This is a genomic window from Streptomyces sp. NPDC028419 (assembly GCF_055565515.1).
Genome location: NZ_JBVHUE010000010.1, coordinates 181,102 through 206,014, shown reverse-complemented (window position 1 = coordinate 206,014; position 24,913 = coordinate 181,102). Strand labels below are relative to the sequence as shown.

The window sequence follows — 24,913 nt, the reverse complement described above, 5'->3', positions numbered from 1 at the left end:
GGGGGTCCCGGCCCGTCGCCTACGACAAGCGTTCCGATCAGCCGCGAAGGGCCTGGACCGCGGCCTCGAGCCGCTTGCCGAAGTCGCCGTCCGCCTGGCGGAAGTTGTTGATCGCGCGCTCGACGATGTCGTCGCGCGAGACCTTGGCGATGAAGCCCGACAGGTTCTCGATCAGGCGGGACTTCTCGTCCTCCGAGTAGAGGCGGTAGAGGTTGCCGGCCTGGACGAAGTCGTTGTCCTCGCGGTGCACCGCGGCCGGGTGGTTGCCGGTGCCCCCGGTGAGGGGGAGCGGCTGCCACAGCGGACGGTCCGTCTGGTTCGGACCGCCGAAGCTGTTCGGCTCGTAGTTCTTCGCACCCGCGTGGCGACCGTCGTAGAGGTAGCCGTCACGGGAGTTGGTGCGCGCCTCGGTGGCGTGCGGACGGTTCACCGGCAGGTGGTCGGCGTTGATGCCGACGCGGTAGCGGTGGGCGTCGCCGTAACCGAAGAGGCGGCCCTGGAGCATCTTGTCCGGGGACGGACCGATGCCGGGGACGAAGTGTGCCGGGCTGAAGATGCTCTGCTCGACCTCGGCGAAGACGTTCTCCGGGTTGCGGTTGAGCTCCAGCTTGCCGATCTCGATCGGCGGGTAGTCCTCGTGCGGCCACACCTTCGTGAGGTCGAAGGGGTTGAAGCGGTACTGGGCCGCCTCGGCCGCGGGCATGATCTGGACCTGCACGGTCCAGGACGGGAAGTCGCCGCGCTCGATCGACTCGCGCAGGTCGCGCTGGTGCGAGTCGGGGTCCTCGCCCGCGAGGACGTTGGCCTCGGCCTGGGTGAGGTTCTTGATGCCCTGGTCGGTCTTGAAGTGGTACTTGACCCAGAAGACCTCGCCGGCCTCGTTGTTCCACTGGAACGTGTGCGAGCCGTAGCCGTTCATGTGGCGGTAGGACGCCGGGATGCCGCGGTCACCGAAGAGCCAGGTCACCTGGTGGGTCGACTCGGGCGACAGGCCCCAGAAGTCCCAGACGTTGTCGGCCTCCTGCGAGCCCGTGTACGGGTCGCGCTTCTGGGTGTGGATGAAGTCCGGGAACTTGATGGCGTCCTTGATGAAGAACACCGGGGTGTTGTTGCCGACGAGGTCGTAGTTGCCCTCTTCGGTGTAGAACTTCAGCGCCCAGCCGCGGGGGTCACGCACCGCGTCCGCGCTGCCGAGGTTGCCGGCGACGGTGGAGAAGCGCAGGAAGGTCTCGGTCTGCTTGCCGACCTCGGAGAGGAACTTCGCCCGGGTCCACTCGGAGACGTCACGGGTGAGGGTGAAGGTGCCGTAGGCACCCGCGCCACGGGCGTGCACGACGCGCTCCGGGATGCGCTCGCGGTTGAAGTGCGCGAGCTTCTCCAGCAGCAGCTGGTCCTGGACCAGGACGGGGCCGCCGACGCCCGCGGTCTCGCTGTTCTGGTTGTCGGCGACCGGAGCCCCGGCCTCCGTGGTGAGCGGTCCCTGCGTCACGTGCGCCTCCTGCGTCATTCCTGCAAGTCCTGTCCTTGGCGTTTGCCGTAACCGATCCTACGATGGACTTTGTCTAAGTCAAGTAAGCATCCAAGTCCACACTGATTCGGGATCTACACCGAGTCACCTCGCTGTTAGGCTGGCGTCTATGAGTGACCTGCTGGAGAGACTTCGCGGACGCGGCTGGCGCATGACTGCCCAGCGGCGAGTCGTGGCCGAGGTGCTCGACGGTGACCACGTTCACCTGACGGCGGACGAGGTGCACGCGCGCGCCGTGACCAAGCTCCCGGAGATTTCCCGGGCGACGGTCTACAACACGCTGGGCGAACTCGTCACTCTGGGTGAGATCTTGGAAGTGTCGACGGACCACCGGCGCGCCAAGCGCTACGACCCCAACGCACACCGCCCGCACCAGCACCTGGTCTGCGCCCAGTGCGGGGCGATCCGCGACGTCTTCCCGGCGGGCAACCCGCTGGCCGACCTGCCCGACAGCGAGCGCTTCGGCTTCGCCGTCTCCGCGGTCGAGGTGACCTACCGGGGCATCTGCCCGAACTGCGCGGGCGCGTAGCAGCACGCACGCCGTATGACGCATGACGCATGACGAAGGGCCGGGGTCGCCACCCCGGCCCTCCGTCGTACGGTCTGCGCCCAGGGAGCCTACGCACATGGAAACGACCGAAGGCCCGGATCCAGGGGATCCGGGCCTTCGGTCATTCAGTAGCGGGGACAGGATTTGAACCTGCGACCTCTGGGTTATGAGCCCAGCGAGCTACCGAGCTGCTCCACCCCGCGTCGGTAAACCTGACTCTACGCGAAGGTCGCCCGCGGGAGCAAATCGATTGAACGGCGGCCCCGCGGGGCCGCCGTTCAGGCCGACAGTTCCTCGGCCAGCGCCTCGCGCAGCCGCGCGGCCCGCTCCGAGACCTCCGCCGGCCCCAGCTCCATGGCCCGCGCGCACCACTTCTGCCCCTCGGCCAGATCCCCGTGCCGCGCGGCGAAGAGCCCGAGCCGCAGCGCGGCGCGACCGTGCCCCGCCACCGCGGCCCGGGTCCACCACAGGGCGGCCTCGGGCTCGCTGCCCTCGCGGGCCAGCAGCACCCCGAGGTTGAAGGCGCCGTTGCGGGAGCCGGCTTCCGCCGCCTCCCGGTACCAGCGGGCCGCCGCGACCACGTCACCGCGCCCGGCGGCCATCATGCCCACCCGGACCTGGGCCCGGCGGTGGCCCTCCTCGGCGGCCCGCTCGTACCACTCCTCGCTCTCGGACTTGGGCGCGCCGGCGATCGGCTCGCCCAGCGCCACCGGCTCCGGCGGCGGGGCCAGCGACTCCAGCAGCGCGGCCAGCCGGAACGCGGCCTCCGCGCTGCCGCCGCCCGCCGCGCAGCGCAGGTGCCGCTCGGCCGCCCGCTCCTCGCCGTCGCGGACCAGTGCGATGCCGACCTGGAGGGCCGCGTCCGTGTGCCCGGCCGAGGCCGCCCGCTCGTACCACTTGAGCGCCGTACGGTCGTCGTCGCGGCTGGCGAAGAGGATGCCCAGGTTGAAGGCGGCGTCCACGCTGCCCGCCTCGGCCGCCTTGGAGAACCACGGCTCGGCGCCGGCCGCGTCGCCGCCCTGGAGCAGCAGGATGGCCAGCGCGTTGGCCGCCTCGCGGTGGCCGGCGTAGGCGGCGCGGCGGTACCACTGCTCGGCCTGCGCGGTCCGGTCCTGCGCCGCGCACAGCAGGGCGAGGTTGTACGCCCCGTTCTGGTCGCCCGCGTCCATGGCGCTGCGGTACCAGCGCTCGGCGGTCTGCGTCTCCCCGCGCGCGGCGTGCAGCGCGCCCAGCGCGTTGGCCGCGTTGCCGTCGCCGTCCTGGGCGGCCCGCAGCCACCAGGTGACGGCGCTGTCCTCGTCCCCGGCGTCGCGCAGCAGGAAGCCCAGGGCGCAGGCGGCCCGCGCCTCGCCCTGCTTGGCGGAGCTGAGGTACCAGCGGCCGGCCTCCTTGAGCTCCCCGCGCGCCTCCAGCAGCGCGCCCAGGTGCAGCGCGGCGCGGCGGTGGCCGCGCGCGGCGGACTGGCGGTACCACTGCTCGGCCTCGGCGGGCTCGCGGCGGCGCAGGTGCCGGGCGAGCCGGTAGGCGGCCTCGCGGTGGCCCTGTTCGGCGGCGGCGCGCAGCCACCGCTCGGCCCCGCCGTCCCCGCGGTGCGCCAGCAGGTCGGCGAGCCCGAAGGCGCCGAGGGCGTGGCCGGATTCCGCCGCCTGGCGCAGCCAGTACTCGGCGGCGGGCTCGTCGCCCCGCTCGCGGTAGTGCCGGCCCAGCGCGTGGGCGGCGGGTGCGGATCCGGCCACGGCGGCGACCCGCCACCAGCCGGCCGCGTCCTCGGGGTAGCCGCGCTGGTGCAGGAGGACGCCCAGGTTGTTGGCGGCGGCACGGTCTCCCGCGGCGGTGGCTCCGCGCAGGTACGGCTCGGCCCCGGCCAGGTCTCCGCGGCGCAGCAACAGGGCCCCGAGCACGCTCATGGCGCCGGGGTCGCCCTTGTCGGCGGCTCCGCGGTGGCGGGCCTCCAACTCGGCGTCGCTCGCCGCGTCGGCCTCGGCTCCGTCGAAGACCTCGTCGGTGCGGTACGTGTTCCGCTGGTCGGCGCCGGTCCGTACGGGCTCCGCGCTCACGGCCGCGGCCGGTTCACCGGCTCCCGTGCCCGTTTCGGCCTCCGCCCTCACAAACCGCCCTGTCTCCAGCAGAGTTGACCTGTCCCCCATAAATCCCATCGTCGCATCACCTGCTACCCGCGTACACCTGGTATGTCGCAGCCAGTGAGGTCACTAGTGAGGTCACTACAGCGCTTTGTCGACTTGCCCCCAGTGGGACAAGTCAAACACGCTCCCGCCCCAACTCACCCACCTCAGCTACCGCGTGGCGTGTCCCGCATGTGCCGTGGGCACGGGTCACCGCCGCGCGGCCCAGGATCGGGCACGACGAAGGCCCGGATCCCATGGATCCGGGCCTTCGTCTTCAGTAGCGGGGACAGGATTTGAACCTGCGACCTCTGGGTTATGAGCCCAGCGAGCTACCGAGCTGCTCCACCCCGCGTCGGTAAAACCACAGTAGCACGACGCGGAACGGAACCCCTCATCCTTGATCGCCGGGCGGTCAGCCTCCCGGCTTCGGCTGGTTGGCCAGCTTGTTCTCGGCCTCGACCGCACGCTTCAGCGCCGCCGACAGGTCGGCCTGCGCCTTGCCGTACGCCGCCCAGTCGCCGGCCTTCATGGCCTTGTCGGCGTCGTCGAAGGCCTTCGAGGCGTCCGCGAGGGCCGCCTTGACCGTCGGGTCCTGGTTGACGGGCGGCTTGGTGGTGCCGTCGCCCGGCGGCGGCTGGTTCGGCGTCGTCGGCGGCGTCGCCGTATCCGCGCCGAAGACCACGCCGAGCGCCTTGTCCAGGGTGTCCTCGAAGGCCGTCTGGTTGCCGTAGGTCACGAGGACCTTGCGCAGCAGCGGGTACTTCAGCCCGGAACTGCGCACGTACACCGGCTCGACGTAGAGCATGCCGCCGTCCAGCGGGACCGCGAGCAGGTTTCCGTACTCGACCTCGGAGTCGCCACCGCGCAGCAGGCGGATGGACTCGGCGATCTTGGGTTCGGAGTTGAACTTGCTCTGGACCTGCTTGGGACCGTCGACCGGCTTGCTGGTCGGCATCTTCAGGACGCGGATCTTGCCGTAGTCCGGGGTGCCCGGATCTGCGTTGACCGCCATGAAGGCGCTCAGGTTGTCCCGCTCGTTCGGCGTGAAGGTCGTCGTGAGCGAGAAGACCTGGTCCTTCTCGGTCTGGCCCGGCATCTTCATCGACAGGTAGTACGGCGGGACCGCCGTGCCCTTGGTCGTGGGGTCGTCCGGGACGGCCCAGGCCTCACTGCCGCTGAGGAAGGTCTGCGGGTCGGTGACGTGGTAGCGGGTCAGCAGCTCGCGCTGGACCTTGAAGAGGTCCTGCGGGTAGCGCAGGTGCGCCATCAGGTCCTTGGAGATCTCGCTCTTCTCCTTGACCGTGCCCGGGAACGCCTTCATCCAGGTCTTGAGGACCGGGTCCTTGGTGTCCCACTGGAACAGGTTGACCTTGCCGTCGTAGGCGTCGACGGTGGCCTTCACCGAGTTGCGGATGTAGTTGACCTGGTTCTCCTGGGCCACCACCGCGCGCTGGCTGTTGGTCAGCGAGTCCGCGGTGCTGTCGCCCAGCGTGGTGCGCGAGGCGTAGGGGTAGCCGTTGGTCGTCGTGTAGGCGTCGACGATCCAGACGACCCGGCCCTTGACGACCGCCGGGTAGGGCGCGCCGTCGATGGTCAGCCAGGGGGCGACCGCCTCGACGCGCTCCTTGGGCGTGCGGTTGTAGAGGATCCGCGAGCCCTCGCCGATGGCGCCGGAGTACATGATCTGCGGCTCGCTGAAGGCGAGTGCGTAGGCGGCCCGGTTGATCGGGTTGTCGAGGTTGACCCCGCTGTCGCCCGTGTAGCTGGTCTCCTTCTCGCCCTTGTCGTCCGAGTAGTCGAGCTCCTTCTGCGGTCCGCCGACGATCGAGTACTGCTTCGTCTGCTCGCCGTAGTAGATGCGCTGCTCGAAGTCCGTGCCGAACATCCCCTTGGAGGGGAGGTCGGACTGGGTGAAGTCGGGGGCGCCGTCCTTGACGGTGGTTCCCTTGGCCGCGACCACGCCGTAGCCGTGCGTGTACTTGAAGTGGTCGTTGATCCAGTTGTTCTTCGGGATGCCGCCGATGTTCAGCTCGCGCAGACCGATGACCGTGTCCTGGCCGTTGTACCGGTCGACGGCGAGCGTGGACGGGAAGGCGTAGTAGCCCTTGACCTGCTGGAGCTGTTGGAAGGCCGGGGAGACGATGTTGGGGTCGAGGAGGCGGACGCTGGCCGTCGTGTCGGCGGCCTGCCGCAGCTTCGCCTTGTCCGTGCCCTCGGCGGGCACGCCCGCGTAGTCCTTCACGTCGGAATCGGCGATCCCGTAGGCGTCGCGCGTCGCCTTGATGTTCTTCTCGACGTACGGCGACTCCTTGGCCTGCTCGTTCGGCTGGACCTGGAACTTCTGCACGATCGCCGGGTAGAGCCCGCCGATCAGGATGGCCGAGAGCACCATCAGGCCGAAGCCGATCACGGGCAGCTGCCAGGTGCGGCGCCACAGCGTCGCGAAGAACAGCGCGGCGCAGATCGCGGCGATGCAGAAGAGGATGGTCTTGGCCGGCAGGTAGGCGTTGGCGTCGACGTAGCGCAGGCCGGTCCAGTTGTCGGCGGCCTTGAAGTCACTGGACTTCACGGCGAGGCCGTACCGGTCGAGCCAGTAGGCCACGGCCTTGAGCGAGACGAAGATGCCGAGCAGCACCGACAGGTGTCCGGTGGCCGCGGCGGTCGCGCGGGCGCCCGGGCTGGTGACGCGCAGGCCGCCGTACAGGTAGTGCACGATGGCCGCGGCGATCAGCGACAGCACGGCGGCGGCGAAGCCGAAGCCGAGCAGGAAGCGGTACCAGGGCAGGTCGAAGGTGTAGAACGACACGTCCATGTGGAACTGGGGGTCCTTCTGCCCGAAGGGCACCCCGTTCACATACATGAGCCAGGTCTTCCACTGTCCGGCCGCCGAGGCGCCCGCGATCAGCCCGACGAGCACCGCGATGCCCAGGAGCAGCCACTTCTTGAACGGCGCGACGCTCATCCGGTAGCGGTCGAGGCTCTGCTGCTCCATCGACATCGCGCTGAGCGGCGGCCGGAGCCGGTGCGCCAGCCAGATGTTGAAGCCGACGGCGCCGGCCATGATCAGGCCGAAGACGGCGAAGAGGCCGACCTTCGTCCAGAGCGTGGTGGTGAAGACGGTGGAGTAGTGGACGGAGCGGAACCAGAGCCAGTCGGTCCAGAAGCCCGCGAACATGATGAAGGCCATGGCCAGGACGGCCAGGACGCCCAGGGTCATCAGGAGAGTCCGGGCACGCCGGGAGGGGCGGCCGACTCTCATCCGTGGCCCGGAGGGGCCTCCGCCGCGGTCCGGCATCTGGAAAGCCAAGGTGCGCACCTCGAAAGTCGCTGTGTGTCGTGTGTTACTGGAAAATTTTCAAGAGCAGGGCCCCCGATGGTAGAGCCCACTCATGCAACTTACTGAGGCTTTAGTCAGTTCCCGGTATCGCGTCGAAAGGAGGCAGGATGTTGTCCATGTCCAACCTTTCCCCCTCCCCCGGCACTCCGATGGCGGCCAGCCCGCTGACCCGCGCCGTGCTAGAGATCGACGAATACGCCGCCGGCCTGGGCTGGGACCGGCCCGCCCGGCTCTTCGCCCTCGTCGACACGGCCCGGCTGCGCAAGCAGGAGCCCCGCCTCGCCTCGCAGCTCGGCCTCGACCAGGACGACGCCGGCAAGATCCAGCTGACCCCGATCGAGCAGGACGAACTCCCCAAGGGCATGGCCCTGGACAAGTTCCTGGGCACGGTCGCCTGGCCCGCCTCGGTCGTCGGCTGCGCGCTGACGGTGGAGCGGCTGATGCTGCCGCCGTCCGCGGAGGCCGCCGTGCCGTCCGACCTGAACGACAAGCAGCTCGCCAAGTGGGTCGCCGGGCACCCGGAGCGCCAGGAGGTGCGCCTGACCGTGGGCGTCCTGCGCGACGGGTCGCGCGAGTCGGCCGTACGGCTGCGCGAGAAGGACGCGGCGAGCGAGGTGCTCACCGGGGCCACCCTGGTGCCGGGGCTGGCCGAGGCGCTGGCCGCCACCTTCTCCTGACGCCCGTGGGCGCCCGGCGGGGGGACGGGGTCAGGACGCGCCGCACCGCGGCAGTCCGGCCCCGTCCCCCTTGCTGATCTTCTCCAGTGCCTTGACGGCGTCGCCGATGGTCGAGACCTTCACGAGGGTGAGGCCGTCCGGTACGTCCTTGGCGGCCGCCGCGCAGTTCTCGGCGGGGGTCAGGAAGTACTGGGCGCCGGCCTTGCGGGCGCCGATGGTCTTCATCTCGATGCCGCCGATCGGGCCGACCGTACCGGCGTCGTCGATGGTGCCGGTGCCGGCGACGAACTTCCCGCCGGTCATGTCCTGGGGCGTCAGCTTGTCGACGATGCCGAGGGAGAACATCAGGCCGGCGCTGGGGCCGCCGACGTCGGCCAGGTTGATGTCGATGCGGAACGGGAAGGTGTGGTCGGTCCCGGCCCGGATGCCGACGACCGCGTGGGCGTCCTCCGGCGCCTTCCCGGTGGTGATCTCCACCTTCTTGGTGCCCGAGGGGTCGCGCCCGGCCTTCTTCGCGGCGGCCGCCTCCTCCGCGCCGATGACGGTGAACTCGACCTTCTCGCCCGCCTTGTGCTTGGTCACCAGCTTGGCGACGTCCGCCGGTTCGTTCACCGGGGCGCCGTCCACGGCGACGATCACGTCACCGGCGTGCAGCACGCCCTCGGCGGGGCTGCCCTTGACCACGGTCGCGACGTTCACGCGGGAGGTGAAGGGGATGCCCAGCTGCTTGAGGGCGGCCACCTTGGCGCTCTCCTGCGACTGGCTGAACTCCTCGGCGTTCTCCTGCGTGGACTGCTTGTCCGTCTTGCCGTGCGGATACAGGTTCTCGTGCGGCACCACGATGTTGTCGTGGGCCGCCCAGCCGTAGACCGCTTCCAGCAGGTTCATGTCGTAGTCCGCGCCGGTCACCCGGACCGTGGTCATGTTGAGGTGACCGCTGGTCGGGTAGGTCTTGCGGCCCGAGATGTTCAGGACCGGCTCGCCGCGCGAGTCACCGAGGGTGTTCACGGTCGGGCCGGGGCTCATCTCGGAGTACGGAACCTTGATGAACACTCCGGCGCAGAGCAGCGCGAACAGCATGAGGGTGGACGCGAGCATCGTCGCAGTGCGGCGTGGCATGGATCGACAGTACGTGACGGCCCTGTGGGGCGGCCCGTGGGGCCGGTCCGTACGGGGTGGTGCACGGGACGCGATTCACGGGACGCGTCAGACGGCGTCGGAACCGGAATGCGCCTTGGCCTTGTCGGCCTGGCCCGTACCCATGACCTCGCGGAATCGTGCGTAGCCGGCGAGTTCGGATATGTCGCCGGAAGTGCGGTCGCGGGCCGCCCAGCTTCCCCATATCGCTGCGCCGATGGCGGCGAAAAGCGGAATCAGCAACCACGCCAAAGAACCCATGTGCGTGCTCCCTACCCCGAGAACGAGCCGTTTGTTGGTCCAACGCTCGTGCCCGGGGCGGGGTTACGCAAATCGAGGGCGTGTTGCGCGTCCGTTCGGGTGCGGACGCGGGGGGCGCGGGGAGTGCCTCAGCAGGCGCCGACCCACTCCTCGGTGCCGTCCGAGAAGGTCTGGTGCTTCCAGATCGGCACCTCGTGCTTGAGGTCGTCGATCAGCATCCGGCAGGCCTCGAAGGCCTCGCCCCGGTGCGGGCACGACACGGCGACCACCACGGCCAGGTCGCCGACCCCGAGGTCACCGACGCGGTGGACGGCGGCCAGGGCGCGGACCGGGTACTTGGCCGCGACGCGCTCGGCGACGCGGCGCATCTCGGCTTCGGCCGTCGGGTGGCAGGAGTAGCCGAGGGCGTCGACGTCCGCCCCGCCGTCGTGGTCGCGCACGGTGCCGACGAAGAGCGCGGTGCCTCCCGTCGCGTCGTCGCCGACGGCCCGGAAGACCTCGTCGAGCGAGAGCGGGGTGTCGCGGATCGCGAGCAGTCGGATCGGGTCCGGGGCGGCCTGCTCGCCGGGGTGGTCGAAGTGCGGAGCCATGCCCTCATCGTGCACCACGCCTCTCGCATCGCGGAATACCCCATTCGCCCGGCCCCCATCCCCCACATATGGAGCCTCCTACAGAACCCGGCCCCCTCACCCCACAACAAGGCCGAGGGCACGAGGCCGAGTGCCCACACCCAGCCCGCCCGCCCCGCGAGGCCGAGGGGCCCACACCCAGCCCGCCCGGCGAGGCCGAGGGCCCCACACCCAGCCCGCCCGGCGATTGAGGGCCCGCCGGAGGCAACGCCGGCCCGACACGACGGAGAGCCAACGGCCGAACGCCGGCGAACCCCCCGCGAAGCCTCCGGCGGCGAGGCTGAACGAGGCCGCATCAGCCCGGCGGGGCTGAACGGGGTCGCGGCGAGCGTGATCGGCGGGTGAGGGCTGGGGCGGGTCAGAGGCCTCGGCGGCGGCGGGCGGCACGGACCACGGCGGCCGCGCCGAGCAGGGCCACCGTCGCCCCCGCGGCCCCCGCCGCCGTCGCGTCCTTGCGACCGAGCCGCCGCCCGACGACCGTGTGCCGCCCGGCCACCTCCTGGAGCAGCTCGGCCAGCACCTCCTCATTGGTCCACCGCGGCCGCCACCCCGCCGCGTGCAGCCGGCTGACGCTGACCACCCAGGGATGCATCGTGTACGCGAGGTCACCGGCCGGCGACGGCGTGAGCCCGATCCGGTGCAGCCGGGCCGCGGCCCCGAGCGCGACGGCGGACGGCAGCTCCATCCGACGGATCCCGCTCAGCTCCTCGACCTCCTCCTGCTCCAGCCAGCCCTCGCACCCGACGGCAAGCTCGCCCTCCACCTTCTCCAGCGCCGCGTACTCCAGCGCGCTGACCAGGTCCTCGACGTGGCAGAACTGCCACGTCGGCCGGGACCCGGCCACCACCAGCAGGCGCGGCGACTCGAAGTAGCGGGTCAGGGCCGTGTCCGTACCCCCGACCAGGACGGCCGGCCGCACCACCGTGACGTTGAGGCCCGGGTGCGCGCGCGGGGCCCGGCGACCGAGGCGCTCGATCTCCAGCAGGTCGCCGACGCCGGTGGCCTCGGCCGTGGCCCGCAGCTCGGAGTCCTCCGTGAGCGGGATGTCGTTGTCCGGCAGGGCGCCGTAGACCATCGCCGAGGTGCAGAGCACCACCCGGTGCACCCCGGCCGCCGCGGCGGCCGTGAGCACGGTCTGGGTCCCGCGCACGTTGTACGCGGTGCGGGCCGCCGGGTCGGTCTCCAGGTCGAGGTCGAGCGCGAGGTGGACGACCACGTCGGCGCCGCGCAGCTTCTCGGCGATCGCGGGGTCCCGTACGTCCAGGACGTGCCACTGCGCGCTCGCGCAGTCACCGCGCCGCTCGTCGATCGCGATGACCTGCTTGACCTCGTCGCAGGCCGCGAGCCGGGCGACCAGGGCAGCGCCGACCCCCGCCGCGGCGCCGGTCACGGCGACGACGGGGCCCCGTGCCGACGGGTTTCGCGACTGGCGAACGCCCTCGGGGCGCTCGTCGTGGTCAGGGTGGTTCTCGTCGCCGTGCGGCTCTCGAACCTGCGGATCTGGGGAACTCACCGGGCGTCTCCAGCGGTTGTCTTCAGTAGGTGAGCGTCCTGACGCGTACCTACCAGGTGATGTCCATCCTGCCGCAGCCCAGGAGTCGGCGGAGCACCGAGCCCGGATGCGGCTGTGGTGTCTACGCTGGGTGGTGTTGTCGGACCATTGCCCGTCGGCTCCCGCCGGCGGCCCTACGAGCCGAGGAAACCCGTGAGCGACACCCCATTCGGATTCGGCCTTCCGCCGGAGGAGCCGGACAACGGCGACGAGGGCAAGAAGAAGGGCGATCAGGGCGGTCAGGGCGGCCCGGCGAATCCGTTCGGGTTCCCCGGTGCCGGACTGCCGGGCGCCGGCGGCCCCGGTGGCGCGGACAATCCGTTCGCCGCGATGTTCGGTTCCATGAACCCGAACGACCTGGGCGCCGCCTTCCAGCAGCTGGGCCAGATGCTCAGCTACGAGGGCGGTCCCGTGAACTGGGACATGGCCAAGGACATCGCCCGCCAGACCGTCGCGCAGGGCACCGCGGACGGCGTCAAGGACGCGAGCGTCGGCCCGGCCGAGAAGTCGGCCGTCGAGGAGGCCGTGCGGCTGGCGGACCTCTGGCTGGACTCCGTCACCTCCCTGCCGTCGGGCGCCGGTACGGCCGTGGCCTGGAGCCGCGCCGAGTGGGTCGAGGCGACCCTGCCGGTGTGGAAGGAACTGGTCGACCCGGTCGCCGAGCGGGTGGGCGCGGCGATGGGCGACGTACTGCCCGAGGAGATGCAGGCCATGGCGGGCCCGCTGCTCGGCATGATGCGCTCCATGGGCGGCGCGATGTTCGGCCAGCAGATCGGCCAGGCGGTGGGCACGCTCGCGGGCGAGGTCGTCGGCTCCACCGACATCGGGCTGCCGCTGGGCCCGGCGGGCAGGGCGGCCCTGCTGCCGCTGAACGTGGCGGCGTTCGGCAAGGACCTCGGCGTCCCCTCGGACGAGGTGCGCCTCTACCTGGCCCTGCGCGAGGCCGCCCACCAGCGGCTCTTCGCCCACGTGCCGTGGCTGCGCTCCCACCTCTTCGGCGCCGTCGAGGGGTACGCGCGCGGCATCAAGGTCGACACCTCGAAGCTGGAGGACGTGGTCGGACAGCTCGACCCGTCGAATCCGGAGCAGCTGCAGGAAGCGCTCCAGGGCGGCATGTTCCAGCCCCAGGACACCCCCGAGCAGAAGGCGGCCCTGGCCCGTCTGGAGACCGCGCTCGCGCTGGTCGAGGGCTGGGTGGACGCGGTGGTGCACGAGGCCGCCAAGCCCCGCCTGACCTCGGCCGACGCGCTGCGCGAGACGCTGCGCAGGCGCCGCGCCTCGGGCGGTCCGGCCGAGCAGACCTTCGCGACCCTGATCGGTCTGGAGCTGCGTCCGCGCCGGCTGCGGGACGCCTCGCGGCTGTGGGCCTCGCTCACCGACGCGCGCGGCGTGGACGGCCGCGACGGCCTGTGGGAACACCCGGACATGCTGCCGACGGCCTCCGACCTGGACGACCCGGACGGTTTCGTGCACCGCGAACAGCTGGACTTCTCCGAGATCGACAAGATGCTCGGCGAGGCCGCTGAGAAGCGTGACCAGGACGGCGACGACACCAAGTGAGCCTGTACGACGATGCGGTCCGCGTCCTGAAGGAGTACGACGGCCAGGGCGAGCAGGCCGCGCTCCGCGAGGTGTACCTGGAGCACCTGGCCGCCCACGCGGACGGGATGTGGAAGCCGTGCGAGGCCGGGCACGTCACCGCCAGCGCGCTGGTGATCGACCCGGTGCGCGGCCGCGTGCTGCTGACGCTGCACAAGAAGCTCGGCATGTGGTTGCAGATGGGCGGGCACTGCGAGAGCGATGACCGCACGCTCGTGGACGCCGCGCTGCGCGAGGCCCGCGAGGAGTCCGGGATCGAGACCGGGCTGACGCTGCTGCCCGGGGGCCCGGTGCGGCTGGACCGGCACCCCATTCCGGCGCCCTGCAACTGGCACCTGGACGTGCAGTACGCCGCGCTGGCCCCGGCCGGCGCGGAGGCGGCGATCAGCGACGAGTCCCTGGACCTGCGCTGGTTCGCCTACGACGAGGTGGCCGCCGTCGCGGACGCCTCGGTGGTCAGGCTGCTGGAGGCGACCCGGGCGCGGCTCTGACGCCGACGCCCGGCGCAGCGGCACGGGGTGCGGGCCCGGACCTTCGATTCGAGGTCCGGGCCCGCCCGCCGTGGGGCCAGGGTGCGTCGGGCGTCAGTTCCAGGCGTTGTTCTGGTTCTGCGCGTGGGCGCCCTGCTGGCCCATGCCGTACTGCGCGGCGAGGCCCTGGCCGAGCTGCGCGTTCTGCGGCGGGAGCATCTCGCTGGGCTGCACCAGGGCGAAGCCCTGACCGAGGAAGCTGAGCTCCCAGCCCTCGCCGGTGTTCCCGCGGCGCCGCCACACGCCGGTGGAGTGCGTCTGGGCCTGCATCTGCACGCGCAGCGAGGTGGACCAGGCGACGATGGCGTCCGCGTCGACGTTGACGTACTTGTCGGGCGTGATCTGGAGCATCAGCGGCTGCCCCGAGGTCATCAGGGCGACCTTGCCGCGGCCGGTGATGTTCAGCTGGTACTTCCCCGAGCCGGAGATGCCGTACTGGCTGTCGACCGCGATCGCCTCGGTGTGCAGGGTGGAGTCGAGGGCGAGGACGTAGCTGCTGTCCACGGTCAGGCCGTCCTGGTCGACGTCCACCACGTGCACGTCCTGGGCGAGGTTGGCGAAGTACACCGTCCCCTGCCCCGAGCAGCGCATGAGGTCGAGGCCCTCACCGGTGCGGGCGCGGGCGTTGCGCTGATTGCCGCTCTGGTACTCGCCGTCGAAGTCGATCAGCCCCTGGTAGGCGACCATCGACCCCTTGCGGGCGAGGACGTCGTCCTGTCCGGTGAGGGAGACCCGCAGCATCTGCGGGTTCTGGACGACGTACCGCTCCTGGGACTGTGCCTCGGAGTGGCCGAAAAGTGCGCTTTGCATGATGTGTCCGCTCCCCCTCAGCCCCGGGCCCGAAGCCGGTCGGTGCTGTCCTCGCTCGGCTGTACGACGACGATTCCCTGGCCGGAGAAGGCCATCTGGAAGGCCTCCCCGCTGCCGCGGCCGATCATCGACGAGGCCTTGAAGCTGCGCTTGCCCTTGACCTTGAGGTTCGGCGACCAGGCGACGAGCGCGTCCGGGTCGACGTACGTCTCGTCCTCGCCGCGGCCGCAGTCGACCACGATCGGCGTGCCGCGCGAGGTCAGGGCGACCCAGCCGGTGCCGGATACCTGGACGTTGAAGAGCCCCTGGCCCGCGAACTTCGCCAGCCCCTTGACCCGCTCGACGCCCCAGGTGAGGTGGGCGTCGAAGGCGAGCAGGTTGGTGCCGTTGACGGAGAGGGCGTCGTTGTTGAGGTTGATGACGACGACGTCCGCGCCGTAGTCGGCGAGGTAGAGCAGGCCGTCGCCGGTGCACTTCATCAGCGGTGCGCCCTCGCCCGTCAGCCACTGCGAGGCCATCTGGCGCACGGCGGGCGGGTTGGGCTCGTACTGCACGAAGCCCTCGTAGGCGACCATCGAGCCGGTGCGCGCGAAGAGGTCGTGGCCGCTCTGCATGGCGACCTTGAGCATGGCGCGCCCGTGGTTCTCCATGCGGGCCGCGACCGGGGTCGGGGCGTAGCCGGCGAGCTGCGGGTTCATGGCGTTCATTGCGTTCATGGCGGGCTCCCTCAGACCTCGTAGGGCTGGACGATGATGAAGTTTCCGGGGGCTCCCCGGAACTGGAGGTTCACGGTCTCCCCGCTGTGTCCGGGGTAGGCGTTGCGGCGCAGCCGGACCTGGCTGGAAATGACCACCTGGGCGCCCGCGGACCACGCGACGATCGCATTGCTGTCGGCGAAGGTCGTCGGGGTGACCGGGAGGACCACGGGGGTGCCGTGCGTCTTGACGACGACCGTGCCGGAGCCCTGGAACTGCATGGTGAACAGGGCGCCGCCCGGAATGCCGTGGCCCTCGATGCGGCGCACCTCGTGCTGGAGCGACTCGTCGAAGGCGAGCACGCTCTCGGCGGAGACGCAGATCCCGTCGCCCTGGAGCTCGATGGCGTGCAGGTGGGTGCCGTTCTCGGCGAGGAAGACCTGGCCGCGGCCGGTGCAGCGCATGAGCTGCATCTCCTGGCCGGTGGCGTTGCCGACGATGCGGCCGGCGAAGCCCGCACCCTTGTAACTGAAGTCCACCTTGCCCTGGTACAGCACCATGCTGCCCTGGCGGGCGAGGACGGGCTGGCCGCCGATGCCCAGGTCGACGCGCATGAGCTGGTGGTTCTGCGCGGTCCAGCGGGCGCCGGTGGGGGCCTCCTTGTAGAGCTGGAGGGCGGAGGTGAGGCCGGGGGCGGCGGTCTGCGCCGGCATGCCGGGCTGCTGGCCGTACGGGGCTCCGGGCGCGCCGGGCGGCGGGTAGCCGCCGGGGGCCTGGCCGGGGACCTGGTGCCCGTACGAGGGCTGCGGCGGCTGGCCGTAGGGACCGGCCGGGGCGGGCGGCGGCGGGTACTGACCGGGAGCCTGGCCCGGGACCTGGCCCCCGTACGACGGGCTCGGCGGCGGCTGCGGCGGGTGCACGGGCTGGCCGTACGGGCCGGGGGCCGGCGGGGCCGGTGCGAGCGGGCCCACCATCGTGGGGGCGGCGTGCATCGCGGGGGCGGGCTGCGACGGCGCGGCGTACGGCGCGGGGGCCGGGGGCGGCGTGTGCTGCGGCGGCTGGGGCTGCTGGGGCGGCTGCTGGTACTGCGGCTGCTGCGGCGGGGCGGCGAAGGACGGGGGCGCGAAGGAGGGCGCGGCGGCGCCCTGCTGCGGGGCCTGCTGCTGCGGGGCGGGGGCCTCCTCCTCGACGACCTCGCCGCCGAAGTTCTTCAGCAGCGCTTCCAGGCCGCCGTCGAAGCCCTGGCCGACGGCGGCGAAGCGCCACGCGTCCTTGAAGTAGAAGTCGCCCAGCATCACGGCGCGCTCGGTGCTGAACTCCGCGCCGGTGAAGGAGTAGCGGACCACTTCCTCGCCGCCGGCGACGACCCGGATGTAGCCCGGACCGATCTGGGACATCTGGCCGGCGCCGTCGATCGTCGCGGTGAAGGAGAGCTTGCGGATGCCCGCCGGGATGCGATCCAGGGTCACCCGGAAGGATTCGCTGTCACCGGCCTGCTGACCGAGGAGCTGGACGGACTCCTCGGGCGATTTGGGCTGGTTGAAGAAGATGAAGTAGCGGTCGTCCGACAGCCGCTCTTCCGCGTCGAGGCCGAAGCAGCTGATGTCGAAGGTCAGCCCCGGCCCGGCGATCTGCACACCCACGTACAGATCGGTGCCGGCGGTGAGATCACTGATCTTGGCCTTGTGGCCGCGCTGGAATTCCCTGGCCATACGTAACGACCGTCCCCCATCCCGACGATGAATGCGTGCCCGTCAGGCTAACGGCTCCCGCCGACATCGAACCAAGCCGGTACCGACCCGGTACACATCACGGCCGGGTCACGTAGCGGGGCCCGGCGGGGCCGGCTCATTCCTCGCGCGCGGCCGGGACCTTGGGCAGGCGCTCCGCCGCGACCACGCCTTCGAGGTAGCCGCGCGCCCGTTCCGTACGGGGGTACGCCTCAAGGAGCTGCCAGAAGCTCGGGCCGTGCCCCGGGACCAGCAGGTGGGCCAGCTCGTGCAGCAGGACGTAGTCCAGCACGTACTCCGGCATGCCCTGGAGGCGGTGGGACAGCCGGATGCTGGCCTCGGCGGGGGTGCAGGAGCCCCACCGGGTGTTCTGGTTGGTGACCCAGCGGACCGAGCTGGGGCGCGCGCGGCCGCCGAAGTACTGCTCGGACAGACGCGCGGCGCGCTCGGTGAGTTCCGCGTCCCCCAGGGTCCGCTTGCTCTCCTGCGCGGCGAGCTTGTCGAGCATCACGCCCACCCAGCGCTGCTCCTCCGCCTCGGACATCCGGGCAGGGATGAGCACGACCGTCCGGTCACCCTCGCGGTAGGCGGAGACGGTCCTTCGGCGGCGCGCACTCCGGCGGACTTCGACGGCGCGGTGCGGTGGATCGGCGGACACGGCACGACCGTACCGGGTGGCCAGGGCCGAAGTCCCGCCCCGCGACGGTTCGAACATGATCGATTCGCGGTTCGCTCCCTTCGGCGCCCGCGGACGCCCCCGGGCGGTCGTCTCATATGCCGAATCGGGTCCGCCTGTGGATAACTTTCCGCGCCGCGGACGGGGTGCGGTCATGCTGCGAGAGCGGCGTCGGGGCCGCTCGGTGGGCGAAGGCCGAAGGGCGAAGGGGGAAGGGCGATGTATCCGAAGGTGAAGCCCGCGTTGGCGCGGGCCTGGCGGGACCTGCAGACCGTGCAGTTCGGGGTGACGCCCGCGCACGCGGTGGTGTTCGGGCCGCTGGACACGGCGACGGGGACCCTGCTCGAACGGCTCGACGGGACCCGCGGCATGGAACTGCTGCGCAAGGAGGGGGCCGCGCTGGGGTTGCCGGGCGGGCAGGTGGACGAGCTGGTGCGACGGCTCGCGGCGGCGGGGGTGCTCGACGACGCCACGGCGGGCGGAGCGCGGGCCCAGTCGTTGCTGCGTCGCCCGGAGGTGCTGGAGCGGCTGGGGCCCGACCGGGGTTCGCTGTCCCTGGTGCGCCGGGAGCCCGGCGGTGATCTGCGGGGGATCGCGGCGCGCCGGACCGTCCGGGTGCAGGTGCGGGGCAGCGGTCGGGTGGGCGCGCTGATCGCGGCGGTGCTGGCGGGGGCCGGGGTGGGCCGGGTCGAGGTGCTGGACGGCGGCCGGGTGGAGCCGGGGGACGTGGCGCCCGGCGGGCTCGGGCCGGAGAGCGTGGGCCGGCTGCGGGCGGAGGCGGCGGGGGCGCTGGTGCGGGCGTCGGCTCCCGGGCGGGCGCCACGGGCCCAGGAGCGGGAGGGGCCCGAGCCGGGGCTCGCCCTGGTGGTGGTCGCGCCCCGGGACGGGCTCCAGGCGTGGGCCCCGGATCCGGACACCGCCGCGGACTGGGTGGCCGCGGGGATCCCGCATCTGTACGCGGGGGTGCTGGAGGGCACCGGGTTGGTGGGGCCGCTGGTGCTGCCGGGGACGACGGGGTGCGCGGGGTGCATGGAGCGGGCGCGGGTGGCGCGGGACCGGGGGTGGGCGCGGATGCTGGTGCAGTGGCGCGGGGCCCATCGGCGCCGTGGCTCGGTCGCCTGTGACCTGGGGTTGGCCACCGCGGTGGCGGGGCTGGCGGCGGCCCATGCGCTGGCCTTCCTCGACGGGGAGTTGCCCGCGTCGACGGGGGCCCGCTGGGAGGCCGCGCTGCCCGGGCTGCACTGGGAGCGGGCCCGGGTGCGGGCTCATCCGGAGTGCGCGTGCGGGGCGGCGGGGTCCGGGGAGGGGGACTCCTCCGCCGCCCGAGAGGGACAGGACACAATGGCCGGGTAGGCGCCGCGTGCGGCGCGGCAGGCTGGGAACTGGAGGGGCACATGTCTGATCTTCCCCGGAAGGCGGTCACTCGTACCGTCAAGCTGGCCGCGCTGCCGCTCGGCATGGCGGGCCGGGCCACCTGGGGGTTGGGGAAGCGGATCGGGGGCAAGTCCGCGGAGATCGTCGCGCGCGAACTGCAACAGCGCACCGCCGAACAGCTCTTCCGCACCCTGGGTGAGCTGAAGGGCGGTGCGATGAAGTTCGGGCAGGCCATGTCGGTCTTCGAGGCGGCGCTGCCCGAGGAGGTCGCCGGGCCCTACCGGGCCGCGCTGACCAAGCTCCAGGAGGCCGCCCCGCCGCTGCCCGCCGCGCGGGTGCACCAGGTGCTGGCGGAGCGGCTCGGCGAGGACTGGCGGTCGTTGTTCTCGGAGTTCGAGGACAAGCCCGCGGCGGCCGCGTCCATCGGTCAGGTGCACCGGGCGGTGTGGCACGACGGGCGACAGGTCGCGGTCAAGGTGCAGTACCCGGGGGCCGGGGAGGCGTTGCTGTCGGACCTCAAGCAGCTCGGCCGCTTCGCGGGGCTGTTGGGGCCGCTGATCCCGGGCATGGAGATAAAGCCGCTGATCACCGAGTTGCGCGACCGGGTGTCGGAGGAGCTGGACTACGAGTTGGAGGCGGAGGCCCAGCGGATCCACGCGGAGGCCTTCGAGGGCGATCCCGATGTGGTCGTGCCGGATGTCGTGCACCAGAGCGACCAGGTCCTGGTGACCGAGTGGATCGAGGGGACGCCGCTGTCGGAGATCATCGCCGACGGCACCCAGGAGGAGCGCGACCGCGCCGGGCAGTTGCTGGCCCGGTTCCTCTTCTCCGGTCCCGCGCGCACCGGGCTGCTGCACGCCGATCCGCATCCGGGCAACTTCCGTTTGATGGAGGGCCCGGACGGCCGACTCCGGCTGGGGGTGCTGGACTTCGGTACGGTCGACCGCCTCCCGGGAGGGCTGCCCAAGCCGGTGGGCCGCTCCTTGCGGATGACCCTGGACGACGACGCCGAGGGGGTCTACGGGCACCTGTGCGCCGAGGGCTTCGTGAAGGAGTCCATCGATCTGGACCCGGACGCGGTGCTGGACTACCTCCGCCCGATCATCGAACCGGCGAAGGTCGACGAGTTCACCTTCACCCGGGGGTGGATGCGCAGCCAGGCGGCCCGGATCGCCGACCCGCGCTCCCCCGCGCACCAGTTGGGCCGGCAGATCAACCTCCCGCCGGCCTACCTGCTGATCCACCGCGTGACGCTGAGCACGATCGGGGTGCTGTGCCAGTTGGGTGCGACGGTGCGGCTGCGGGAGGAACTGGAGGCCTGGCTCCCGGGGTTCCTGCCGGAGTCCTGATCCCTCGCGCCTCAGCTCACCACCAGGAGGAGTCGAGCCTGCCCTCGATCGCGCGGAGGTTGGCCCGGGCGCAGTCGTGGCAGAAGTACTGTCTGCTGCCGTTCTCGACGGAGCAGGTCCAGGTGGGCTGCGTGCCCTCCGGGGAGCGCGCGCCACAGCGCGCGCAGGTGACGGGAGGGGCCTCGGGTCCCTGGGGCGCGGGGCGGGGAGTCGGCTGGTCCACCTCCCGACGATACCGCCGCCCGGTGCGCGGCGTTCCGCAACGCACCGGGGGGCCGCTCCGAACGGAGAGGCCCCCCGGGGGTCTGCTGGTGTCACTCCAGGCGGTGCCTGGGTCAGTTCATGACGGCCATGGCCAGTGCACGACGGGCGCGCAGGGACACGCGCTCGGCTCGCCGCTGCATGCGGCGGGCGGCGACCACGCGCAGGGCGCGGCGTTCGCCGTCGGCCTCACGCATGCGGTCGGCCATATGGGCACGGGCCAGGGCTTCTGGAATGAGTTGCATCTCGCGGGTCCTGTTCTGACGCGAGGTGATCGCGCCCATGGTGATGAAGTCTTCGGTGGCGGAGCCGGACGGCTGCTCGCTCGTGTTCTGCGGGGTCATGAGGGCCTGCTTCAGGGGATCGCGCGTCAGGGGGCGGTCGATGGTTCCGGTGGTGTTCATGCAGCGACGACCGGGTTCTTGCGCGGACGACCACGCGGACGCTTGCGGGCGACGACGACGCCCTGGACGAAGAGCTCGCCACCCCAGACGCCCCAGGGCTCGCGGCGCTCGACCGCACCGGCGAGGCAGGCCTCGACCAGCGGGCACGTGCGGCAGAGCGACTTGGCGTACTCGACATCGGCCGGGGACTCGGCGAAGAAGACCTCCGGGTCGTAGGTGCGGCAGGCGACGGGTACGCCGAGGTTCTCGATGGCGTCGTCGAGCGCGGTGAGCGCGGTGAGGGGAGTCAAGGTGGAGTCCTCCGGGACTGCGGGCGGGGAGATCGTCTGGGTCTGCGGTACGGACGGGGCGTGCGCTTCGAGTTGCACGGTGGTTTCTTCCTCGTCTTGTCGGTCAAGTCGTTCCGGCCGGTCGGCCGGGTTCGGCTGGTACCTGTTCTTGCCAGTCCCGTGGCCCCTTCGCGTTGTCGTCCCTGGTCGGGGACAAACAAAAGGGCCGCGGATCCCGGGTGGGGTTCCGCGGCCCTGAAGGCGCCGGTCCGATCGTGAGATCAGACTGGATCACTCCAGGGTTCGAGCCCGCGGAAGGCCCACATCAGGTGGTGCTGCGTCGTCTGCTTCGTCTGGTTTCCGGCACCGGCTGCCGCCGCAAAGCCGCCATAGGCATGCGCCTTGGCCTGGCCAGCTGCTACTGCCACCGATGCCTGGAACGGTCGTTCATTGCGCTCGCTCACCCGGCGGGTGACCAGGGCGACGGGGCTGACCGCGGTAATGGCGGACAGACCGGTGCCCAGGACGGAGGGCGCAGAGGTAGCGAGAAGCAGGCAGGAGGAAGCGGCAACCGAGCGATCGGTCAGTTTGGTGGTGGTCATCAAGCTGGTCACTGGTCTCGCCTCCTCTCGGCGTCTCGGGGAGTCGGCCCGAGGGCCTGTCCCATGCGTATTCGGATAAGTACAGCACGAATCCGGGGCTTCGGAGAAGCCACCGTTTCCGTTGCTAAGAACCTATGGGGCTTCGCGGGGCATGTGCAAACTATTTTTCCGACGAGTTTCTACGCGTCGTCCCCGACACCGCTCCCCGGCTCCTCACCTGCGCAGATGGCCAGGACATCCGCCCCGAACCGGTCGAGCTTGCGTCCACCCACACCCGAGATCATCGACAGCTCCCCCGCCTCGGACGGCACGGCCTCCGCGATCGCCATCAGGGTCTTGTCCGTGAAGACGCAGTAGGCGGGCTGACCCAGCTCCTTCGCCTGGCCCGCGCGCCAGTCCCGCAGCCGCTCGTAGAGGCCCTCGTCCATGTCGGACGGGCAGTCCTCGCACCGCATCAGCTTCAGCTCGCCCGCCTCGGTCAGGGTCTTGCCGCAGACCCGGCACAGCGTGGGCCCGCGCCGGACCCGCTTGCGGGCCCCGCGCTCGGCGACCGCCGCCGCCGAGCGGCTCCCCGCGGCCGTGGAACCCGGTCGCAGCCCGTTCAGGAAGCGGCTGGGCCTGCGGGCCGCCCGACCGCCCGGAGCCCGCGACAGGGACCAGGAGAGCGTCAGGTGCACCCTCGCCCGGGTGACGCCGACGTAGAGCAGCCGGCGTTCCTCCTCGACCTGCTCGTCGGTCTTGGCGTAGGTGATCGGCATCATGCCGTCGGTGAGGCCGACGAGGAAGACCGCGTCCCACTCCAGGCCCTTCGCCGCGTGCAGCGAGGCGAGGGTGACGCCCTGCACGGTCGGGGCGTGCTGGGCGGCCATCCGCTCCTCCAGCTCGACCGCGAGGTCGGCCAGGGTGGCCCGGGGTCTGTTGCGGGCGAAGTCCTCCGCGAGCCGGACCAGCGCGGCGAGCGATTCCCACTGGTCGCGCACGGCTCCGGAGCCGGCCGGCGGCTCGGTGGTCCAGCCGTTGGAGCTGAGCACGGCCCGGACCTGGGAGGCCAGCCCGACGACCTCGTCGACCAGCGGGTCGTTCCCCCCGGAGCGCGCGGCGCCCCTGAGGGTGAGCATGGCCTTCTTGACCTCGGGGCGCTCGAAGAACCGCTCCGCGCCGCGCAGCTGGTAGGGCACGCCGGCATCGGCGAGGGCCTGCTCGTACACCTCGGACTGGGCGTTGATGCGGTACAGCACGGCGATCTCGCCCGCGGGGACGCCCGCGGCGATCAGGTCCCGGATCCGGCCGGCGACCCCCTCCGCCTCGGCGGGCTCGTCGGGGTACTCGGCGTAGGCCGGGTCGGGGCCCGCCTCGCGCTGGGAGATCAGCTCCAGGCGGTGCTCGGCGGCCCGGCCGCTGGCCTGGCCGAGCAGGCCGTTGGCGAGGTGGACCACCTGCGGGGTGGAGCGGTAGTCGCGGACCAGCTTGACCACCGTGGCCCCCGGATAGCGGGTGCGGAAGCCGAGCAGGTGGTCCGGGGTGGCGCCGGTGAAGGAGTAGATCGTCTGGCTGGCGTCGCCGACGACGCACAGGCTGTCCCGGTCGCCGAGCCACAGCTCCAGCAGGCGCTGCTGGAGGGGGCTGACGTCCTGGTACTCGTCGACGACGAAGTGCTGGTACTGGCCGCGGATCTGTTCGGCGATGTCGTGGCGGTCCTGGAGGATGCCGACGGTGAGCAGCAGCACGTCCTCGAAGTCGATCATCGACCGGTCGCGCTTGAGCTGCTCGTAGGTGCCGTAGATCTGGGCGATCTCGGCCATGTCCCGGGGGGCCTCGCGCCCCGCCTTGAGGGCGGCCGCCGGGTAGTCGGCGGGGACGGTCTGGGTGACCTTGGCCCACTCGATCTCGCCGGTGACGTCGCGCAGCTCATTGCGGTCGAGGCGGATCCGGCAGCGGGCACCGGCCTCGGCCACGAGCTGGATCTTGCGCTCGACCAGGCGCGGAACGTCGCCGCCGATCGCCTTGGGCCAGAAGTACTGGAGCTGGCGCAGCGCGGCGGAGTGGAAGGTCCGCGCCTGGACGCCGCCGGCGCCCAGGGTGCGCAACCGCCCGCGCATCTCGCCCGCGGCGCGGTTGGTGAAGGTGACCGCCAGCACGCTCGCCGGCATCAGCTGGCCGGAACGCACCCCGTAGGCGATGCGGTGGGTGATGGCCCGCGTCTTGCCCGTGCCGGCGCCCGCCAGCACGCACACCGGCCCCTGCAGGGTCGTGGCGACCTCGCGCTGCTCCGGGTCCAGGCCCAGGAGCACCGCGTCGGCCGATTCGGCGGCGGCCGGGAAGGATGAGGAGTGCGTTGCTGCTGTCACCCCGCCATGCTGCCAGGTCCGGTGGGTCGGGCGAGAAACCTGTCCACAGGCGGTCCGAACCGGTCATACGAATGCACGGCCGACCCCGGGCCCGGGTCCCGGGAATGGGCGGGCGCCTTCGTACGTTCGACTACTCGGACGTATCCAGACCCCCCAGAGGAGAGCTCCCGCCATGCAGGACAAGGGTTCCGTGACGATGTACAGCACCACGTGGTGCGGCTACTGCCGCCGGCTGAAGAGCCAGCTGGACCGGGAAGGCATCGCCTACACCGAGATCAACATCGAGCTGGACCCCGAGTCGGCCGCCTTCGTCGAGAAGGCCAACGGTGGCAACCAGACCGTTCCGACCCTGCTCGTCGTGGCGCCCACGGGCACCGAGTCCGTGATGACGAACCCGAGCCTGGCCCAGGTCAAGCAGGCGCTCGCCGTCTGATCCTCCGCCTCGCGCACAGAAGGGCCCCCGCTCCGG

General features: G+C 71.6%; 23 protein-coding genes and 2 tRNA genes. 7 read left to right on the top strand and 18 right to left on the bottom strand.

From position 1 onward, the window contains the following. Positions 1-37 precede the first annotated feature (37 nt). Positions 38-1,507 (bottom strand): catalase, encoded by a 1,470-nt coding sequence (locus tag ACZ4UB_RS14750; RefSeq protein WP_354382374.1) that lies wholly within the window; start codon positions 1,505-1,507, stop codon positions 38-40. A 130-nt stretch (positions 1,508-1,637) separates the two neighbouring features. Between ACZ4UB_RS14750 and ACZ4UB_RS14745 the strand changes: the two genes are divergently transcribed. Then, a complete protein-coding gene (locus ACZ4UB_RS14745; RefSeq protein ID WP_354382373.1) occupies positions 1,638-2,057 on the top strand; it encodes a Fur family transcriptional regulator in 420 nt (139 codons plus the stop codon). A gap of 150 nt (positions 2,058-2,207) precedes the next feature. On the opposite strand, the gene ACZ4UB_RS14740 is transcribed toward ACZ4UB_RS14745, so the two are convergent. The 4 genes from ACZ4UB_RS14740 to ACZ4UB_RS14725 form a co-directional block, all read right to left on the bottom strand. Continuing rightward, positions 2,208-2,281: transfer RNA gene (locus tag ACZ4UB_RS14740), tRNA-Met, on the bottom strand. A gap of 75 nt (positions 2,282-2,356) precedes the next feature. After that, the gene (locus tag ACZ4UB_RS14735) at positions 2,357-4,225 is read right to left on the bottom strand and encodes a tetratricopeptide repeat protein (protein WP_468070424.1); all 1,869 of its coding nucleotides are present in this window, start codon (positions 4,223-4,225) and stop codon (positions 2,357-2,359) included. Between the two features lie 257 nt (positions 4,226-4,482). Further along, positions 4,483-4,556 (bottom strand) — tRNA-Met (locus tag ACZ4UB_RS14730). 60 nt (positions 4,557-4,616) lie between these two features. After that, positions 4,617-7,499 carry a UPF0182 family membrane protein gene (locus tag ACZ4UB_RS14725; protein WP_468070445.1) on the bottom strand — a complete coding sequence of 961 codons (2,883 nt, stop codon included), beginning with the start codon at positions 7,497-7,499 and terminating at the stop codon, positions 4,617-4,619. Positions 7,500-7,648: 149 nt separating this feature from the next. Between ACZ4UB_RS14725 and ACZ4UB_RS14720 the strand changes: the two genes are divergently transcribed. Beyond that, positions 7,649-8,218, top strand: coding sequence for a PPA1309 family protein (locus ACZ4UB_RS14720; RefSeq protein WP_467960844.1), 570 nt, complete (start codon positions 7,649-7,651; stop codon positions 8,216-8,218). A gap of 30 nt (positions 8,219-8,248) precedes the next feature. Here ACZ4UB_RS14720 and ACZ4UB_RS14715 read toward each other — a convergent pair whose 3' ends face one another. From ACZ4UB_RS14715 to ACZ4UB_RS14700, 4 genes are all read right to left on the bottom strand, one after another. Beyond that, a complete protein-coding gene (locus ACZ4UB_RS14715) occupies positions 8,249-9,337 on the bottom strand; it encodes a YlbL family protein (protein ID WP_468070423.1) in 1,089 nt (362 codons plus the stop codon). Positions 9,338-9,424: 87 nt separating this feature from the next. Then, on the bottom strand, positions 9,425-9,616 hold the full coding sequence (locus tag ACZ4UB_RS14710; protein ID WP_354382369.1) for a hypothetical protein: 192 nt from the start codon (positions 9,614-9,616) through the stop codon (positions 9,425-9,427). 128 nt (positions 9,617-9,744) lie between these two features. Further along, on the bottom strand, positions 9,745-10,206 hold the full coding sequence (locus ACZ4UB_RS14705) for a molybdenum cofactor biosynthesis protein MoaE (RefSeq protein WP_354382368.1): 462 nt from the start codon (positions 10,204-10,206) through the stop codon (positions 9,745-9,747). Between the two features lie 397 nt (positions 10,207-10,603). Further along, a complete protein-coding gene (locus ACZ4UB_RS14700) occupies positions 10,604-11,758 on the bottom strand; it encodes an SDR family oxidoreductase (RefSeq protein WP_354382367.1) in 1,155 nt (384 codons plus the stop codon). A gap of 192 nt (positions 11,759-11,950) precedes the next feature. Here ACZ4UB_RS14700 and ACZ4UB_RS14695 point away from each other — a divergent pair, with 192 nt between their 5' ends. Then, a complete protein-coding gene (locus ACZ4UB_RS14695; protein ID WP_354382366.1) occupies positions 11,951-13,357 on the top strand; it encodes a zinc-dependent metalloprotease in 1,407 nt (468 codons plus the stop codon). Then, positions 13,354-13,887 (top strand): NUDIX hydrolase, encoded by a 534-nt coding sequence (locus tag ACZ4UB_RS14690; RefSeq protein ID WP_354382365.1) that lies wholly within the window; start codon positions 13,354-13,356, stop codon positions 13,885-13,887. Before ACZ4UB_RS14695 ends, ACZ4UB_RS14690 begins: the two co-directional genes overlap by 4 nt. Before the next feature lie 93 nt (positions 13,888-13,980). Here ACZ4UB_RS14690 and ACZ4UB_RS14685 read toward each other — a convergent pair whose 3' ends face one another. The 4 genes from ACZ4UB_RS14685 to ACZ4UB_RS14670 all read right to left on the bottom strand — a co-directional run bounded on the left by ACZ4UB_RS14685 (position 13,981) and on the right by ACZ4UB_RS14670 (position 17,876). Then, positions 13,981-14,736: an AIM24 family protein gene (locus ACZ4UB_RS14685; RefSeq protein WP_468070422.1), complete on the bottom strand. Its 756-nt coding sequence runs from the start codon at positions 14,734-14,736 to the stop codon at positions 13,981-13,983. Between the two features lie 17 nt (positions 14,737-14,753). Then, a complete protein-coding gene (locus ACZ4UB_RS14680; RefSeq protein WP_351043374.1) occupies positions 14,754-15,434 on the bottom strand; it encodes an AIM24 family protein in 681 nt (226 codons plus the stop codon). A 29-nt stretch (positions 15,435-15,463) separates the two neighbouring features. Further along, on the bottom strand, positions 15,464-17,143 hold the full coding sequence (locus tag ACZ4UB_RS14675; protein ID WP_468070421.1) for a TerD family protein: 1,680 nt from the start codon (positions 17,141-17,143) through the stop codon (positions 15,464-15,466). A gap of 136 nt (positions 17,144-17,279) precedes the next feature. Then, positions 17,280-17,876, bottom strand: coding sequence for a M48 metallopeptidase family protein (locus tag ACZ4UB_RS14670; RefSeq protein WP_354382362.1), 597 nt, complete (start codon positions 17,874-17,876; stop codon positions 17,280-17,282). Between the two features lie 180 nt (positions 17,877-18,056). Between ACZ4UB_RS14670 and ACZ4UB_RS14665 the strand changes: the two genes are divergently transcribed. Together ACZ4UB_RS14665 and ACZ4UB_RS14660 are read left to right on the top strand one after the other, a co-directional pair. Then, complete coding sequence (locus ACZ4UB_RS14665; protein ID WP_468070420.1) at positions 18,057-19,190, top strand: TOMM precursor leader peptide-binding protein; 1,134 nt, start codon at positions 18,057-18,059, stop codon at positions 19,188-19,190. Between the two features lie 41 nt (positions 19,191-19,231). After that, on the top strand, positions 19,232-20,560 hold the full coding sequence (locus ACZ4UB_RS14660) for an ABC1 kinase family protein (protein WP_468070419.1): 1,329 nt from the start codon (positions 19,232-19,234) through the stop codon (positions 20,558-20,560). 16 nt (positions 20,561-20,576) lie between these two features. Here ACZ4UB_RS14660 and ACZ4UB_RS14655 read toward each other — a convergent pair whose 3' ends face one another. The 5 genes from ACZ4UB_RS14655 to ACZ4UB_RS14635 all read right to left on the bottom strand — a co-directional run bounded on the left by ACZ4UB_RS14655 (position 20,577) and on the right by ACZ4UB_RS14635 (position 24,444). Further along, positions 20,577-20,783, bottom strand: coding sequence for a hypothetical protein (locus ACZ4UB_RS14655; RefSeq protein ID WP_468070418.1), 207 nt, complete (start codon positions 20,781-20,783; stop codon positions 20,577-20,579). A 112-nt stretch (positions 20,784-20,895) separates the two neighbouring features. Continuing rightward, positions 20,896-21,225 carry a hypothetical protein gene (locus ACZ4UB_RS14650; RefSeq protein WP_468070417.1) on the bottom strand — a complete coding sequence of 110 codons (330 nt, stop codon included), beginning with the start codon at positions 21,223-21,225 and terminating at the stop codon, positions 20,896-20,898. After that, positions 21,222-21,593 carry a WhiB family transcriptional regulator gene (locus ACZ4UB_RS14645; RefSeq protein WP_330332501.1) on the bottom strand — a complete coding sequence of 124 codons (372 nt, stop codon included), beginning with the start codon at positions 21,591-21,593 and terminating at the stop codon, positions 21,222-21,224. The genes ACZ4UB_RS14650 and ACZ4UB_RS14645 overlap by 4 nt, the downstream gene beginning before the upstream one ends. Positions 21,594-21,775: 182 nt before the next feature. Further along, a complete protein-coding gene (locus ACZ4UB_RS14640; protein ID WP_468070416.1) occupies positions 21,776-22,108 on the bottom strand; it encodes a hypothetical protein in 333 nt (110 codons plus the stop codon). 167 nt (positions 22,109-22,275) lie between these two features. After that, a complete protein-coding gene (locus tag ACZ4UB_RS14635) occupies positions 22,276-24,444 on the bottom strand; it encodes an ATP-dependent DNA helicase UvrD2 (RefSeq protein WP_468070415.1) in 2,169 nt (722 codons plus the stop codon). A gap of 172 nt (positions 24,445-24,616) precedes the next feature. On the opposite strand from ACZ4UB_RS14635, the gene ACZ4UB_RS14630 reads away from it, so the two are divergent. Continuing rightward, positions 24,617-24,877 carry a glutaredoxin family protein gene (locus ACZ4UB_RS14630; RefSeq protein ID WP_354382355.1) on the top strand — a complete coding sequence of 87 codons (261 nt, stop codon included), beginning with the start codon at positions 24,617-24,619 and terminating at the stop codon, positions 24,875-24,877. Positions 24,878-24,913: the final 36 nt, after the last annotated feature.